The organism is Chromobacterium haemolyticum DSM 19808 (genome assembly GCF_000711885.1).
Taxonomy (GTDB): Bacteria; Pseudomonadota; Gammaproteobacteria; order Burkholderiales; family Chromobacteriaceae; genus Chromobacterium; species Chromobacterium haemolyticum.
Map to the genome: position 1 here is coordinate 1 of NZ_JONK01000039.1, position 14,439 is coordinate 14,439.

At 65.4% G+C, this 14,439-nt stretch carries 9 protein-coding genes; 6 read left to right on the top strand and 3 right to left on the bottom strand.

Annotation, left to right across the window (positions count from 1 at the left end):
• Positions 1-363, top strand: a 363-nt coding sequence (locus BR71_RS24505; RefSeq protein WP_043640860.1) for a DUF1484 family protein, incomplete at its 5' end; no start/stop codon positions are given.
• Between the two features lie 75 nt (positions 364-438).
• Positions 439-771, top strand: coding sequence for a hypothetical protein (locus BR71_RS18085; RefSeq protein WP_156039038.1), 333 nt, complete (start codon positions 439-441; stop codon positions 769-771).
• A 59-nt stretch (positions 772-830) separates the two neighbouring features.
• Here BR71_RS18085 and BR71_RS18090 read toward each other — a convergent pair whose 3' ends face one another.
• The 3 genes from BR71_RS18090 to BR71_RS18100 form a co-directional block, all read right to left on the bottom strand.
• Complete coding sequence (locus BR71_RS18090) at positions 831-3,467, bottom strand: patatin-like phospholipase domain-containing protein (protein WP_043640865.1); 2,637 nt, start codon at positions 3,465-3,467, stop codon at positions 831-833.
• Positions 3,468-3,880: 413 nt separating this feature from the next.
• The gene (locus BR71_RS18095; protein WP_043640867.1) at positions 3,881-5,755 is read right to left on the bottom strand and encodes a GMC family oxidoreductase; all 1,875 of its coding nucleotides are present in this window, start codon (positions 5,753-5,755) and stop codon (positions 3,881-3,883) included.
• Between the two features lie 10 nt (positions 5,756-5,765).
• A complete protein-coding gene (locus BR71_RS18100) occupies positions 5,766-8,216 on the bottom strand; it encodes a c-type cytochrome (protein WP_081862727.1) in 2,451 nt (816 codons plus the stop codon).
• 403 nt (positions 8,217-8,619) lie between these two features.
• Here BR71_RS18100 and invF point away from each other — a divergent pair, with 403 nt between their 5' ends.
• The 4 genes from invF to BR71_RS18120 all read left to right on the top strand — a co-directional run bounded on the left by invF (position 8,620) and on the right by BR71_RS18120 (position 14,428).
• Entirely contained in the window at positions 8,620-9,399 is a 780-nt protein-coding gene (invF, locus tag BR71_RS18105; protein ID WP_081862728.1) for an AraC family transcriptional regulator InvF, read from the top strand.
• Complete coding sequence (gene sctC / locus BR71_RS18110; protein WP_043640872.1) at positions 9,396-11,135, top strand: type III secretion system outer membrane ring subunit SctC; 1,740 nt, start codon at positions 9,396-9,398, stop codon at positions 11,133-11,135. Before invF ends, sctC begins: the two co-directional genes overlap by 4 nt.
• Complete coding sequence (locus tag BR71_RS18115) at positions 11,125-12,258, top strand: YopN/LcrE/InvE/MxiC type III secretion system gatekeeper (RefSeq protein ID WP_279625748.1); 1,134 nt, start codon at positions 11,125-11,127, stop codon at positions 12,256-12,258. The genes sctC and BR71_RS18115 overlap by 11 nt, the downstream gene beginning before the upstream one ends.
• Before the next feature lie 106 nt (positions 12,259-12,364).
• The gene (locus tag BR71_RS18120) at positions 12,365-14,428 is read left to right on the top strand and encodes an EscV/YscV/HrcV family type III secretion system export apparatus protein (RefSeq protein WP_043640875.1); all 2,064 of its coding nucleotides are present in this window, start codon (positions 12,365-12,367) and stop codon (positions 14,426-14,428) included.
• The last annotated feature ends 11 nt before the right edge of the window (positions 14,429-14,439 follow it).

Genomic DNA, 14,439 nt, shown 5'->3' on the forward strand with positions numbered 1-14,439 from the left:
CCCCCCGCCATGCCGCCGCCCGCCTGTCCCCACTGCGCAGGCCAAGCCGCCACGCCCGCCACTGTGCCGGTGATGGAGCAGCTGCACCTTTGTTCCCAGCGCTTGCCCGCCGCCGCCGGCGATGTGACGCTGCTGGGCGAATTGGGCCAGCAGCTCAACCATTGCTATGTCGAACTGGACACCGCCCTGCTGCGCGGCGTGATGGACATGCGCGCCGCCCACACCGGGCTTTTAGCCTTGCTGACTTTGCTGGAGCGACGCGACGAGCCGCTGCTGTTCAGCAGCGAAGAAGCCTTGGCCTTGCTGGAGCCGATACAGCAGCGCTTGAAACAAGGCTTGGATCACTTCAACCACCTGCTGTGATTCCGGGGAGCATTGCCATGATGAAACTGCTGATCCAGCACAATCAGGCTCTCAAGCGCGCCGCCCGTTTGATCATTGCTTATTGAGATGCGGCTGGGGGTGATTTCTCTGGCGGAGAACAACCCAATCCATCCGGCCAATACCGAAGACATCCATCAGGAAATCAAGCAGGCGTTGGCGGCTTTCCACCTTTGGCGCAAATGGCGTGGCGAGCACGAGCCTGCGCGCGCCGCTTTATTGGAGATGTGGGCGTCCGGGAAGTGGACCAACCGCGATACCTGTGTGCGGCAGTGTTATCGCCTGGCGGGGTTCAACAATATGGTCACTGCCCGTCAGGCGCTGGTGGGCGCGCCACCGCCGGAGCCTTTGGCGATTCAACGGCAACGCGCCATGTGGGCGGAGCCGTAGGCTGTCACCGCCCAACGCGCGGCCGTTCCGCGGGCCGGGAAGGTCCGGCCTGCTTCCGTTTACGCGCCGCCGCCGTCTGCGGCCAGCCAGCCCGCGCCGTTGCGGTCCAGCTCGCGCACCGCTTGCTCGCCGATGCACAGCCCTAGTTTGCGGTAGCTTTCGAACTGGGACTCGTCGAACCACTGATTGAGCGTGGATTGGTGCGGGAAAGCCGGATGTTCCGCTCGGTATTGCTGCACGTCCACCGGCTCCAGGCCATGACCCTGAATACAGGGTTTCAGATAAAGCAGGTGGCCGTTGGCGCCGGAGGCGTAGCGGATGTAGCCGACGGCGAAGGCGGCCCGGCTGAGGCCGGTGGCCGGGTCGCGGCGGATGGCGTCCACGTCGATGTGGATTTCCGCGCCCAGATCTATCCGGCATTTGCGGATGGCGTTGCCCAGGTCTTCGAAAGTCATTTGCTCGTCCTGACCGGCGTCGCTAATCACGATCAGCCGGCATTCCCGCCGCAGCAATTCATACAGCCCCAGGTTTTCGAAATGGCCGCCGTCGCTGAGGTAGACGAAGTCCGAACGGGCATTGGTCTGGCCCAGCAATTCTTTGAGCAGGTAGACCCAGCCCTGCGGCGGGGACATCGCTTGCAGGTCCGCGCCGGGTTTGCCGGGATTGGGGCACCAGCGCCCCAGCCGCACATTGAACACCGTCAGCAGGAAGGTTACCGCCGGCGAGCTGTGATAGCCCTGGTTGGGGCTGACCGCCGCGCCGGACACCGCCATCAGCGAACCCAGCATCGGCCCCCGGTCCATGCCGGAGACATCGTCCAGCATGTAGGCGTTGGTGGGCGCGAAGGCGTCGATGGCTTCCGGCGCGCCGTCGGGAAACTTGTAGCCGCAGTACCGAGGGGTGAAGGTGAAGGAGGCTGCCTTGCGCTGCTGCCAGGCCAGGTCGTCGCCGGCCACCAGATTGAGGGCGGCGTTGATCAGGTGGTAGGGCCGTTGCGGCGGGGCGCCGTCCCGGCCGGCCAGTTCGGCCAGCGGCAGATCGTCGCCGGCGTTGAAGCCGGTGAAGCGGTTGACCGTGTCCGCCCGTTGCGGCGCGCTGGCGCCCAGGTAGCCGCGGGTGAGCCGGTTGCGGTAGAAGTTGTGCAGGGAGAACAGATTGATGTCGAAACGGGAGGAGGCGAACACCACCAGTCCCAGACAGGCCAGGATCAGCGCCGCGTAGAGCCCGCCGCCCAGGCCCTGCTGTTCCGATGCGGCGAAGTGCAGCGTGGTCCAGTCGCTGAGGTCGCAGTGGCGGAAGCCGCACAGCTGTTGGCGCAGTTGCCAGCCGCCGGCGCGCACCTCCAGCGCGGTCAGCAGCCAGCTGAGGCCTGCGCTGAGCAGGATCAACAGGCCGGCGATGAAGACATAAGGCCCGATGCGGGCGAGCAGGTCGCGCCAGCCGGCGTTTTGCATGCCGCCGGTGCGCGCGGACTGGCCTTGCCACACCGCCGCCAGCGTGGTCAGCAGCCAGGCCGGCAGCGTTAGCGCGCGCAGCCAGTCGGCGCTCACCGCCAGCAGCGGCAGGGACAGCGCCACCACGACGAACAGCAGCGCCAGCGCCAGGTCCAGCGCCAGCAGCAGGCCGCCCAGACGGGACCACCATTCGCGTTGCAGGTCGGAGAAGCTGCGCTTGACCAGGCCGATGTGCAGCGCGGCGGTCAGGGCGAACACCGGCGGCAGCACGAGAAAGACGCCGCCCACCAAATACCAGGCTTGGGCCAGCGGCGCGCGGATGCCCAGGCCGTAATCCAGCGCTTGCAACGCCAGCCACAGCTTGCCGCCGCCGGCCAGGCCGGCCAGCAGCGCCCACAGCACGCTGCGCAGGTAGCCATTGCCGCGCAGCTGGCTGAAGCCGCGCGCCAGCAGGGCCCAGTAGCCGGCGTAAGCCAGACTGGACCCCAACGCCACTCGCCACAGCGGCAACTGGTGCCAGAAGTCGTCGCGGCTGTCCAGGCGGTTGAGCGTGAACACCGCCATTGCGTAACAGAACAGCAGCAATAGAGCGACGCTGGCGCTGGCGGCGCCGGGCGGGGCGGCGTCCTTGCCGTCGCGGGTGGTGGCGCGCGCCAACAGGGCGGACAGCACGGCGGCGGCGGCGGCCACGGTCAGCGCGGCGGGGCCCGCGTAAGGGGTGGAGGCGATATTGCGCGCCAAGCCCACCAGGAAGTGGGGGCCCAGCAGCAGCGCCAGCAGCAGGCTTTGCAGCACAACCTGGTTGAGGATGAAGTTGCGCCAGTAGGTGATGACGGCGGACAGGGTGTCCAGGCTGAACAAGCCGGTTTTTGGAGTCAGGTAGTTGCTGTAGTCGCGCAGGAACTGGATGGCCGGCTGGCGGCCTTGATGGTCGCGCAGCGTTTGTTCCATGCCGGCGTTGCCGGCGCGGTGTTTGAGCGCTGACAGCCAGCCGCCCAGGTAGCCGCCGCCGGAGACGGTGGACAGATAGTCGAACTCGCGCAACCAGCGGCTGCTCGCCAGCGCTTGCAGCACGCCCAGGTTGAAGGTGGCGCTGCGGATGCCGCCGCCGGAGAAGGCGAGGCCGGCTTGCGGCGCTTCATCGCCGCCCGGACGGTCCACTCCTTCGTCCGCGCGCGCGGCGGCCAGGCCGGCGCGTTCGTCGGCGTGGACTTGGGAGAAGGCTTGGGTGGGGGTGTTCATCGGGTTCTTTCCGTTGGTCCGGCTTTGTCGGCAGGTGTTGGACTGGCAACCATTTCGTCGAGGCGGCTGATGATATTCATGGCCCTGAATCCGCTGCGCGGATGATGATTTTGATTGCCGGGGCTGCCCGGCGGGCAGGGAAAGGATATTTGTTTGGCCAAATATCCTCTCCACTCCTAAAGGCCACCCTGCAAGCCTGGCCTGCGGCTTCCCGCCGGGTCCCGTCAGGCCCGAGGCGCGGCTGAACTCGCGATTTGCTAGCGTCAAATCGCTCAAACAGGCAGCCGCTTAAGACCTCGGGCCTGCCACCCGGCGGCAGGCTTGAAGGGACCCGGGGCGCGTCGGATATGTAGTGTTTTTGGCGTTTTTCTAGTGGCTTCACATTGCTAGCTAAAACCGTGACTCGCCCTCCCTCAACGCCTGGCGTCCTCCAAAATCGCCTCCGCCGCCTTCTCCGCGATCATGTACACCGCGGAGACGATGAAGAAGCCGGGTATGCGCGGAAACACCGAGGCGTCCACCACGCGCAGGCCGCTGACGCCGTGAACCCGGAAGCGGCTGTCCAGCACGCCGCCGGCTTCGCGCGCGCCGATGGCGCAGCTGCAGGAGGCATGGTGGCCCCAGGCGTTGTCGCGGACGAATTGACGCAGTTCATCGTCGCTTTGCACGGCCTCTCCGGGCAGTTCCTCTTCCGCTATCAGGTTTTGTTTTTTCAAGTCGGCGGTGAGGCTGCGCACGAACTTGATGCCTTCCACCACCGAGTCCAGGTCCTGATCGCCGCCGGCGCTGCCCTCTTCGAAGTAGTGGAAGTTGATGTCCGGCGGGTCGCGCGGGTCGGCGGATCGCAGCGTCACCGTGCCGGCGCGGTTATTGGTATGCGCCTTGAGAATGGCCCAGGTCAGGTAGTTCAGGTGTTCGGGAAACAAGCGGGAGTAGCCGGGGAAATAGCCTTTGAACAGCCCCAGCAGCGCGAAGCAGAACAGGTCCGGCAACGGCCGCTCTTGAGCCGAGCGGCGAATCACCGCCAGCACCGCGCCATTGGTGGTGTAGACGCCTTTGCGGCCTTCCGCCCATTGCTTGTATTGCGGGTCGCCTGGGGCGAACTCCGCGCCTTTCAGCACTTCCCAATGCTTGAAGTTCATCCGGTTGACCACGCCCACTTCGTAGCGGTCTTGCAGATTCTGGCCGACGCCGGGTAGGTCCACCCTCGGCGTGATGCCGCGCTCTTGCAAGTGGGCGGCCGGGCCGATGCCGGACAGCATCAGCAGTTGCGGGCTGTTGAAGGCGCCGCCGGCCAGGATCACTTCGCGGCTGCAGCGCGCCTCGCGGCGTTCGCCGGGGGCGTTGCTGACCCGGCCGCTGGCGCGGTAAAGGCCGGCGCCTTTCAGGTATTCCACGCCCACCGCGCGAAGATTCTCGTCGAACAACACCCGGGTGGCCAGCGCGTCCAGTTCTACGCGCAGCCGGTCCGGGTGGCGCGCCGCCGCGTCCAGCACCCGTTCTCGGCTGCCGTTGCGCTGATGGTTGCGGGTGGCCAGCGGCGGGTAGCAGACGCCGACGGCGTTGTCGCGCACCAGCCGCCAGTCGTTGGGATCGGCTTGGCCTTGCAGCAGCCAGCGCCAGCTGCGGTGCGGCACGTCCACTTCGTCGAAGACCTTGTCCACCGACACCAACAAGGTGTCCACCAGGCCGGCGTCGCCCAGCGCGGATTCCGGAATCGCCTTCTCGGTTTGCAGCCAGCCGCGCCAGCCGTGGCGGGTGGGATTGACGCCGAGCAGGCCCAGCCAGCGGTACAGCGGGCGGTGGTGGCAGTTTTCCAGCCGTTCGAAATAGCCGCGCATGTGGTCCGCGCGCCAGCTGTCGTCGCCGGTGAGTTGGGCGATGCCGTCCCAGTCCGCGTTGTGCGGATAGACAGTGATCATGGCGTTGTGGGCGGTGCAGCCGCCCAGCGCGCCGGCGCGCGGGTAGAGCACGCCGTCCACTTTTTGGCCGTTCCACTCCGCGCGGTATTTGGGGTCGCGTTTTTGCTGGGCGTCGTTGGCGTAGTGGCGGACGAAGTAGTCCAGCTTCATCGCCTCGTTTTCCGAAGCCAGCGCGTGGAACACCGGCACGTCGTAATCGTCGGGCAGCCGTTCCGCCTGGGGCTGCCAGGCGTCGCCGCCCTTGAGCGCGCGCGGGTCGCCGCCGGCCTCCAGCAGCAAGACCCGATGCCCGGCTTCGGCCAGCCGCGCCGCCAGTGTGCCGCCGCCGGCGCCGGAACCCACCACGATGTATTCGTATTCGTCCATGGCGCGCGCTTTAGAAGGTTTTCAGGAATTCGATCAGCGCGTATTTGTCGCTGTCGCTGAGGCCGGGCTCCTGAGTCTGGTAGCCGGTGCCGAAGTAATGACCGCGGTTGACCACGAAGTCCGGGCAGGTGCTCAGTTCCAGCATCGGCTGCGCCAGGTTGGCGAACACCTTGCGCGCTTCTTCGTCGCTGGCGCCCGGCGGCAAGGTCTTGAGGTCGTGCTTGATCTTCAGCAGCAGCTCCAGCAATTTTTTATCGTGCTTGAGCCGTTCGCCCAGCGAGGGATTGTCCAGCGTCACTTGCAGGTTGGCGATCAGGTTGACCGGGGTGCCGGCCGGGATGGGCCCCAGCTCCACGCCGTCCTTGCCGAACAACCAGGGCAGATAGCGTTGCAGCGGGCCTTGCAGTTCTTGCAGCGCATCCGGCAAGTAGCCGACGGGCACGCGCAGATAGCTGCGGGCGGTGGTGCGGTCGATCACGCCGGGCACCTTGTCGCCCAGCATCTTGTCCTTCTCGCGTTTTTCCGGCCACAGCAGTTTCTGGATGGAGTCGTTGAAGGAGTCCATGCGCGCCGCCACCGACGGGCTGGGGTTGAATTTGCCCAGGCTGTTGTTGAGCAGGAAGGGCGCGGTGGACCAGACGCTGATCAAGGAAGCCGGGCGGGTATAGCCGCGGCCGCCGGCCGGCATCTTGTACTGCCAGGGCGCGCCGGTGAAGGGGTTGTGGACGGTGATTTCGCCGACCGAGGGCAGGTCCTTATAGGTTTTGGACGAGAAGTTGTCCCAGATATTGCCCTTGAGCGCGTTGGTGGCCAGCGGGCTGCAGGCGTTGGTCTGTAACAGGGTTACCGGCACGCGCAGTTCGGTGGACAGGTAGTTGTCTTTCAGGAAGTCGTCGGCCTGGACGATCTGGCGCATCTGCGATTTGAAGTCCTCGGTCTTGGTCCATTCCCAGTATTTGTTGAAGCAGGCCAGGTAGCCCGGGCCGGCGCAGCCGGCGGTGGGGTCCAGCGGCGGGACTTTGGGTGGCAGCTTGCTGGAGTGGCAGCGCGCGCAGTTTTCCGCGAACACCGTTTTGCCGCGGCTGAGCTGAGCGGCGTCGCGGCTCAGGTATTGCTCGCCGCCGGGTGCGTCCTTCAGCTTGTGCGGGTCCGTGCTCTTCAGGAAGAACAGCGCCATGTTCACTGTCTGCTGTTCGGTGGACTGCCAGTACACCGAGTTCTTGCGCGCGTCGGCGATCTGGATCGGGGTGATGGTTTTGCCGCCCACCAAGGGGTTGAAGTGGAGCAGCCATTCTTCGCTGAACAAGCCGATATTCAGATAGACGCGGTTCAGCGCGCCCAGCGCGCCCACCGAATCCGAGCCGTCCTTCAGCACTCGCGGCGTCCACACGGTCTTGGGCGGCTGGAAGAACTGAGTCAACGGGCCGTCTTTGACGAAGTCGTTGAACTGCTTGTTGTTAAGTTCGCCGCCGGCCAGGGTTTCCTTGCCCCAGCGCTTGGCGATGTCCAGCCGCGGCCCCAGGCCGTATACCGCGTTCATGGTACGGGGGTTGTTGATCGAGTCGGTGGAGATCAGCGAGGTGTCCAGCGCGCCGGGGCGCGAGGTGTGGAACAGCTGGAAGGGGAAGCTGCTGGGGTCCGCCTGCCAGGAGAAGATGCGGTCCACCCAGAAGTACTGAGCGCCTACGTTGGAGCTGAGGTTTTCCCACTTAGGATGTTCCGGGTCCGCCGGCGGTTTCACCGGGTTGGGGCCGACGTGGCAGAACGCACAGGACATGCCCACGCGGTAGGGGCGGATCAGGTCTTTGTTGTTGTAATACGCTGGGTCTTCGTAATAGCGCTTGGCGTCCCATTTCTTGGCCGCGGCGTCGTCGAAAGCGGGGTTGGGGAACAGGCGCAGGCCCACCACGCCGGTGGCGTAGCCGTAGAAGGAGCCGGCGGGCAGGTTCTTGCCGCGAGCGCCTATGGCCACGCCCGGATATTTTTGCTCGTTCTCGAACGGGTCTTTAGGGCAATCGGCGCGGCGCTGGTCCAGCCACAGGCCGAAGCGTTTATCGTCCGGGCCGCCTGCCTTGTCGAAACAGGGTTCGTTGACCAGGCCCAGGTAGTTCCAGCGGTTGTCGCGGCTGAACTTGAGGCTGGGGTGGGAGGACAGGGTCTTGAGCAAGTCCAGGTTGCCGACGCTGACAGTGGACAGTTTGTCCCACAGCCTGTCGTTGCCCCCGGTCCACACCAGCCAGGTGTTGCGCCCCTTGATCTCGGCGGTGTTCAAGGCCACCGCGCCGTCCATGTCCTTGAAGTAGTCCTCGTCGGCGGCGGGGAAGGATTCCACTGTGCGCTGAGCCAGTTTTGCCTCGTCCTGCACGGTGCCGGGTTTGGGCTGATCGTCCCGGCAGCCGGCCAGGCTCAACAGCAATAGCAGCGCCGCTCCCCGGCGCAAGGTGAGGTTCATCCTAGCCATCGCATTTTCTCCAGTGGGCATCGCGGTGTTTTTGATTTTAAGAATTCATTTGGCATTTGAGAGCCTATCTCTGCCTATAGCACGGCTGTGGCCGCGGCGGCGCCTGCGTAGCTTTGCTGAGCGTTATTACTGATGGCGAAAAGCGGCCGGCATGATCGATAGTTGAAAGTTGCCCGCGGCGGGGAAAAGGATAATCGCGACGCTGATTGAAGCCGCGAGGAAGGCGAGAGCCTGCTCATAGCGGCTTTTGTCGCGCGGGCGCCGCAGCGGCGGGCCTGTTCTTTGTGTCTGGCGGGCGCCCGAGCGAAAACTCCGGCTCCCATCAGATTTGCATCAGGATTCGCCCGCGGGGCTGGGGGACACTTTCCCGGTCCAAGCACGAGCCCGGCAGGGCGTTTGACCGATGACCGATAACGATGTGTTGCACCCGCTGGAGACTTTGGAGGCCGCCGCCAAGCGCTGCGCGCCGGCCCAGGACGTCTGGTTGCTGCCGCCGCGCCGGGAAGAGGCGCGGTTGGAATTGAGCTGGGAAGACGGCGCGGAAGCGCTGACCCTGGCGGCGGATTGGCAGGGCCTGCTGTTGCTGGACCGCGTGGAAGTGAGCGTGGTTGCCGGCGCGCTGCCGTTTCAGCCTGTCCGGCTGGAGGCGTTCAGCAAGCTGCTGGCCTTCGTCGACGAAGCCAAGGCCGACGAGGCGCGAGACGCGGACGCGCCTGCAAGCGAGGCGCGCTGCGCGCAATTGCCGCTGGTCGATCTGGCGGCCTGGCAGGACCGCAAGCGTTGCGAGTACTGGTTCTTGCTGCAAGTGTTGACGCCGTCGCCGGCCTTCGCCGCGCTGCTGGCGCTGCTGCGCCGCAGCGAGAGCTACTGGCTGGTGCGTTTCCTGCTGGCCCAGTCCGCCTGCGGCGACAAGTTGCAGGCGCTGGGCGAGCGCTACGGCGTGTCTTACTCCCACTTCCGCCGCTTGTGCCGCCATGCGCTGGGCAACGCGGCCAAGACCGAGCTGCGAGACTGGCGCATGGCCCGTTCGCTGCTGGACGTGGCGGAGGGACGGGAAAACCTGACCCAGGTGGCGCTCAAGCACGGCTACGCCTCGTCGTCGCATTTTTCCAATGAAATCAAGGGGCTGATCGGCGTTTCGCCTCGCGGTCTGTCCAACATCATTCAACTGGCCACCAAATGAATCGAAGCTTTTTATCCGCCGCGCTGCTGGCCGCGGCGCTGCTCGCGTCCGTGCCGGCCGCCGCCGCGCCGGAACCGGCGCGCGCCGCCGACTCCGCCGGCTACGTTGCCAAGAAGGAGGGCCTGCGTTCTTTCTTCGACGCGATTTCCTCGCGGCTGAAAAAGCCGGTGATCGTCAGCAAGCAGGCGGCGCGCAAGCAGATCAGCGGCGATTTCGACTTGGCCAACCCGCAGGCGTTGCTGGACAAGATGACCCAGCAGTTGGGCCTGATCTGGTATCACGACGGCCAGGCCATCTATGTCTACGACGCCAGCGAAACCCGCAATGCGGTGGTGTCGCTGCGCAATGTGTCGCTCTCCGCCTTCAACGACTTCCTGCGCAAGTCCGGCCTCTACGACAAACGCTATCCGCTGCGCGGCGATAATCGCAGCGGCACTTTCTATGTGTCCGGTCCGCCGGTTTTCGTGGATCTGGTGGTCAACGCCGCCGGCTTCATGGACAAGCAGAGCGACGGTATCGAACTGGGCCGGCAAAAGATTGGCGTGGTGCGGCTCAACAACACCTTCGTCAGCGACCGCAGCTATGAGTTGCGCGATCAGAAAATCGTCATCCCCGGCATGGCCACGGTGATCGAAAAGCTGCTGCAGGGCGAAGACAAGCCCTTGCAGACCGCCGGCGTGAATCCGGTACGGCCGCCGGCGCGGGGCAGCGACATCCCGGCGATGCCGGACTTTCCCGCCAGCGGCGAGCTGAAGGCGCCGGCCTACCAGGCCGGCCTCAGCCTGCCGGACGCGCTGAAGCAGGACGCGGCGGCCGGCGACATCAAGGTGATCGCCTATCCGGACACCAACAGCCTGCTGATCAAGGGCACCGCCGAACAGGTGCGCTTCATCGAAAACCTGGCGCTGGCGCTGGACGTGGCCAAGCGCCACGTCGAGCTGTCGCTGTGGATCATAGATCTGGACAAGGGCGATCTGGACCAGTTGGGCGTCAACTGGAGCGGCAGCGTCACCGTGGGCAACAAGCTGGGCGTGGCGCTGAACCCCAGCAGCTCGATCAGCACCCTGGACGGCACCCGCTTCATCGCCTCGGTGATGGCGCTGTCGCAGAAGAACAAGGCCAATGTGGTGTCGCGCCCGGTGGTGCTGACCCAGGAGAACGTGCCGGCCATCTTCGACAATAACCGCACCTTCTACGCCAAGCTGGTGGGCGAGCGCAACGCCAGCTTGCAACACGTGACCTACGGCACCCTGGTCAGCGTGCTGCCGCGTTTCTCCGCCGACGGCCAGATCGAGATGTCGCTGAACATCGAGGACGGCCGCGAGGCCAAGACGCCTGATTACGACAGGGACCCGCAGGATGCCTTGCCCGAGGTGGGCCGCACCCGCATCAGCACCGTGGCGCGCGTGCCGCAGGGCAAGAGCCTGTTGATAGGCGGCTACACCCGCGACGCCAATATCGAACAGAACAACAAGGTGCCGTTCTTGGGGAGCTTGCCCTTGGTGGGCGGCCTGTTCCGCTACCGCAGCCAGAACCAGAGCAATACCGTGCGCGTGTTCCTGATCCAGCCGCGCGAGATCGACGACCCGTTGACGCCGGACGCCAGCGATCTATCGGCGGCGGTAGCCAAGGAGGGCGGCATCGCCAGCGATCCGCTGCAGCAATGGGTGCGGGACTACCTAGACCGCGAGCAACGCGCCGAGGGCGCGGCCAAGGGCGCTACGCGTGGACATTAGCGGCCGTCCGCCACCGGTCTTTGGCGTCCGCTCGCCCAAGCACCAGGCCAAGCTGGACGCTCAGCGCGACGCCCAGCGTCAGGGCGAGGCCCGGCAGGCGGACGCGCAGCAGGTGGAGGACGCCAGCCCGGCGGCCGAGGTGCAGCGCTTTGTCCAATCCACCGATGAAATGTCCGCGGCGCTGACCCAGTTCCGCAACCGCCGCGATTACGACAAGAAGCTGGGCCATCTGGCCGACAGCTTCGAACGGGTGCTGGACGAGGAGGCCCAGCCCAAGGCGCAGCAGATCGTGAACGTGGCCAAGTCCCACGGGGTCAGCGCCGAGGAGTTGCTGCGCCAAGCGCGTTCCTTGTTCCCGGACGACAGCGATCTGGTGCTGGTGCTGCGCGAACTGTTGCGTCGCCGTCAGCTGGACGAGGTGGTGCGCAAGCGCCTGCAGGCCCTGCTCAAGCAGGTGGAGGACCAGGCCGAGGCCAAGCCTTTGAAGGCCGGCATCAATTGCGCGCTGAAGGCGAGGCTGTTTGGCAAGGCGCTGTCGCTGAGCCCCGGCCTGCTGCGCGCCAGCTACCGCCAGTTTCTGGAGAGCGAGGCGGCGGAAGTGGAGATTTACGCCGACTGGGTGGGCAGCTACGGCTACCAACGCAGAGCGGTGGTGTTGGACTTCATCGAAGGCGCGTTGCTGGCCGACATCGATTCGCTGGACGCCAGCTGTTCGCGGCTGGAGTTCGGCAATCTCCTGGGCCGGCTGAGCCAGCTCAAGCTGCTGCGTTCGGCCGACGCGCTCTTCGTCGGCCGCATGTTGAGCAATCCGCAGGTGTGCGCCTTCAACCCCAGCGAGGCGGATTGGTTGTTGTTTCTGCTGTCGCTGCTGCAACAGCCGCAGCAACTGGACGGCTTGCTGGCGGAGACGGTGGGCGACACCGCCTTGCTCAGCCGCCACAGCGAGCATTCCACCTTGTTGCAGGCGCTGTACCAGGCTTGCAAGGCGCTGCCGCCGCAGCTGTTCGTCGACGAACGCTGGCTGGACGCCTTGCAGGAGGAGTTCCGCCATCTGGCGGCCATCGCTTACCGCCACGAACTGGCCGAGCGCCGGCGCGAGGCCGAGGGCGGCGGCGCGGAGTAAACGAGAGCCGCCAGGCAAGGCGGGGAGATACGTCCCGTCTTGCCTGGCTGTTTTTCCCGGCGGGCCGCGGCCCGCCGCCAATATCGAATCGCTTGGATGACTAACGGTGTTTAATTCCCTGCTCAACGGCGCGCGCTCGCGGCCGGAATTGCTGATCCTGCTGTTGATGGTGATGATCATCGCGATGCTGATCATCCCCTTGCCCACCTATTTGGTGGACTTCCTGATCGGCCTCAACATCGTGATCGCCGTGCTGGTGTTCATGGGCTCGTTCTACATCGACCGCATCCTCAGTTTTTCCACCTTTCCCTCGGTGCTGCTGATCACCACGCTGTTCCGGCTGGCGCTGTCCATCAGCACCAGCCGCCTGATCCTGATCGAGGCCGACGCGGGCGAGATCATCAACACCTTTGGCCAGTTCGTCATCGGCGACAGCCTGGCGGTGGGCTTCGTGGTGTTTTCCATCGTCACCGTGGTGCAGTTCATCGTGATCACCAAGGGTTCGGAACGGGTGGCCGAGGTGGCGGCGCGCTTCTCGCTGGACGGCATGCCCGGCAAACAGATGAGCATCGACGCCGACCTCAAGGCCGGCATCGTGGACGCCGACGGCGCGCGCGAACGCCGCAGCGTGCTGGAACGCGAAAGCCAGCTTTACGGCTCCTTCGACGGCGCGATGAAGTTCATCAAGGGCGACGCCATCGCCGGCATCATCATCATCTTCGTCAACTTCATCGGCGGCATCGCCGTGGGCATGACCCAGCACGGCATGGACCTGTCCACCGCGCTGTCCACCTACACCATGCTCACCATCGGCGATGGCCTAGTGGCGCAGATTCCCGCGCTGCTGATCGCCATCAGCGCCGGCTTCATCGTCACTCGCGTCAACGGCGACAGCGACAATATGGGCCGCAACATCATGAGCCAGTTGCTGGGCAACCCGTTCGTGCTGGTGGTGACCGCGGTGCTGGCATTGGCGGTGGGCATGCTGCCCGGCTTTCCGCTGATCGTGTTCCTGATCCTGGCCGCGGCTTTGGGCGGCTTGTTCTATTACAAGCGCCGCATGGCACGCAAAGGCCCGTCGGGCGCGGCCCAGACTCCCGCGAGCGCGGCCGCCGGCGCAACGCCGGCGGGCGGCAAGGACAGCACCCTGGGCCTGATCGGCAACCTGGACAAAGTGGCGGCGGAGACCGTGCCGCTGATCCTGCTGGTGCCCAAGGCGCGCCGCGCCGCGCTGGAACAGGCTCAGCTGGCCGAGCGGCTGCGCAGTCAGTTTTTCATCGACTACGGTGTGCGGCTGCCGGATATGCTGCTGCGCGATGGTGAAGGCCTGCCGGACAACCGGGTGGCGGTGCTGATCAACGAAATCCGCGCCGACGAGTTCGAGCTGCATTTCGATCTGGTGCGCGTGGTCAATTACTCGGACGAGGCCGCCGCGCTTGGGGTGCGGCCGGTGTTCAGCACCCAGGGCGCCAGCCAGTGCGCCTGGGTGCGTCCGGCCGACGGCGACAAGCTGACCAAGCTGGGTTACCAGCTGCGCCCGGCGCTGGATGAACTTTACCTATGCCTGGCCGCGCTGCTGGCGCGCCACGTCAACGAATACTTCGGGGTCCAGGAAACCAAGCACATGCTGGACCAACTGGAAGCCAAATACCCGGACCTGCTCAAGGAAGTGCTGCGCCACGCCACGGTGCAGCGCATCGCCGAAGTGCTGCAGCGTCTGCTGGCCGAACGCATCTCGGTACGCAATATGAAGCTGATCATGGAAGCACTGGCGCTGTGGGCGCCGCGCGAGAAGGACGTGATCAATCTGGTGGAGCACGTGCGCGGCGCGCTGGCGCGCTACATCTGCCACAAGTTCGCCAGCGGCGGCGAGTTGCGCGCGGTGATGATGTCCGCCGAGGTGGAGGACATGGTGCGCAAGGGCATACGCCAGACCTCGGCGGGGGCCTTCCTCAACCTGGAGCCGGCGGCCTCGGACGAACTGATGGACTTGTTCGCGCTGGGTCTGGACGGCATGGGCATCGCGCACAAGGACTTGGTGTTGCTGGCCTCGGTGGATGTGCGGCGCTTCATCAAGAAACTGGTCGAAACCCGCTTCCGCGATCTGGAAGTGGTGTCCTTCGGCGAAATCGCCGACAGCGTGTCGGTGAACGTGATCAAAACCATCTAACCCCGGTTCCT

Bases quoted from the DNA above. Each gene is read 5' to 3' on its own strand.
- BR71_RS18090 (WP_043640865.1), bottom strand. From the start codon at position 3,467: ATGAACACCCCCACCCAAGCCTTCTCCCAAGTCCACGCCGACGAACGC.
- BR71_RS18095 (WP_043640867.1), bottom strand. From the start codon at position 5,755: ATGGACGAATACGAATACATCGTGGTGGGTTCCGGCGCCGGCGGCGGC.
- BR71_RS18100 (WP_081862727.1), bottom strand. From the start codon at position 8,216: ATGGCTAGGATGAACCTCACCTTGCGCCGGGGAGCGGCGCTGCTATTG.
- invF (WP_081862728.1), top strand. From the start codon at position 8,620: ATGACCGATAACGATGTGTTGCACCCGCTGGAGACTTTGGAGGCCGCC.
- sctC (WP_043640872.1), top strand. From the start codon at position 9,396: ATGAATCGAAGCTTTTTATCCGCCGCGCTGCTGGCCGCGGCGCTGCTC.